Below are 1,285 nucleotides of genomic sequence, written 5' to 3'. Positions count from 1 at the left end.
TTTCTAGGAAAGCCACTCGACCTTCTAGGTTATCCACCCGTGCCCCTAGGGTAGCCAATTCGGCTTCAAACTCTTGAATCAGCCGTTGCAGGGTTTCCAAGTCTTCCCTGGTAATAAAATCAGCGGTGCTCGCCGCAATTAACCGCTCAATCTGGTTCAAGCAAGCATTTAAACCAGCCGCAAACTCATAACGAGTAGTTGCCCGGTTTCCACGGAATGTGCGGTTAGGATAACCAGCAATACAACCATACCTTTCTACCAGAGAGCGCAAAGCTTCATAGGCCCAGTCACCAGGAGATACATCCCGCAGTTGAGAAACACTGGTCACCTGCTCTAGGGCATCTACATCAGTACTGTTGCTGTTGTAGAGATTGATTTGTTTTAAAATTTGCGAGTTAGACTCACCCTTAGACTCACCGTTACCCTGGGCAACCGATAGCTCTTGTGGAGCCGGAAGGGTTTCAGTAGAAGATGCCTCAAGCTTGGGAGCACCATAGGCGCTGTTAGCCACCAGTAATGAAGCCCCTAGCAAAGCCGGGCTATATTTGATCGTATTCCAAAAACTTGTTGACATCCTTTGTCAATCAACCTCAACCCTAGTAGATTATACTCTTGGACTCAAATTAGTCCCCAACCCTTTATCTTAACCACTAGAATTAGTTATGTCTAGGACAACTCTGGATTAGCATATCATTTTTTGTGATCTTTCGAGAAAGATACTCATCCTCGATTGTAGTCACTTATGATATAGTAGTCGCCAGCGATGCAGAGGTGCGACCCGTGGCGAATTTAATTCTTAATGCGGAAAGCGCACCTAAGCGGTCTTGGGGGTTTCCACGGGGCTTACAGCGATGCAGCGCGGTCTTGGGGGTTTCCCCCATGAGCGACTGCATCAAGACAGGTGCGGACGCAGGTTCCGCACACAGCCCCTCCCCATGAGCGACTGCATCAAGACAGGGCACTCTAGAATTTTTAAATAAAAATAAAACCCTAGAACTTATAGGAAATGACAAAAGTCTCAAACCTAAGTAAGCGCAAGAGTTTGACTTCTGACTTCTGACTTCTCCTAAACTAATCAGCTATCTGCTAATAAATTACAGCAGATAGCTGATCGCAAACCCTAGAATTATTACCTAGAACTTAAAGGTGGTACGGATGGCTCCAACCCAAATCGTATCATTGTCATCATCGTGATTAGGATTGAAAATCACGTAGGCTCCTGGAGTAATCATGATGTTGTTGGTGATGGGGAATTTGTACTGTGCTTCAATTAGGTAAGAAGTAT

3 protein-coding genes are annotated in these 1,285 nt (G+C 45.7%); 1 reads left to right on the top strand and 2 read right to left on the bottom strand.

What is annotated here, in order from left to right; genetic code table 11:
• Window positions 1–574, bottom strand: a 574-nt coding sequence (locus tag F6K20_RS38925) for an iron uptake porin (protein WP_287298505.1), incomplete at its 3' end; no start/stop codon positions are given.
• Window positions 575–780: 206 nt separating this feature from the next.
• On the opposite strand from F6K20_RS38925, the gene F6K20_RS38920 reads away from it, so the two are divergent.
• The gene (locus F6K20_RS38920) at window positions 781–939 is read left to right on the top strand and encodes a hypothetical protein (protein WP_154659802.1); all 159 of its coding nucleotides are present in this window, start codon (window positions 781–783) and stop codon (window positions 937–939) included.
• 194 nt (window positions 940–1,133) lie between these two features.
• Here F6K20_RS38920 and F6K20_RS38915 read toward each other — a convergent pair.
• Window positions 1,134–1,285 (bottom strand): carbohydrate porin (locus F6K20_RS38915; RefSeq protein WP_287298507.1); only part of this gene is annotated, 152 nt, incomplete at its 5' end.

The sequence above is a fragment of the Moorena sp. SIO2C4 genome, assembly GCF_010672485.1.
Taxonomy (GTDB): Bacteria; Cyanobacteriota; Cyanobacteriia; order Cyanobacteriales; family Coleofasciculaceae; genus Moorena; species Moorena producens.
This window is presented reverse-complemented; position numbering and strand designations above follow the sequence as displayed.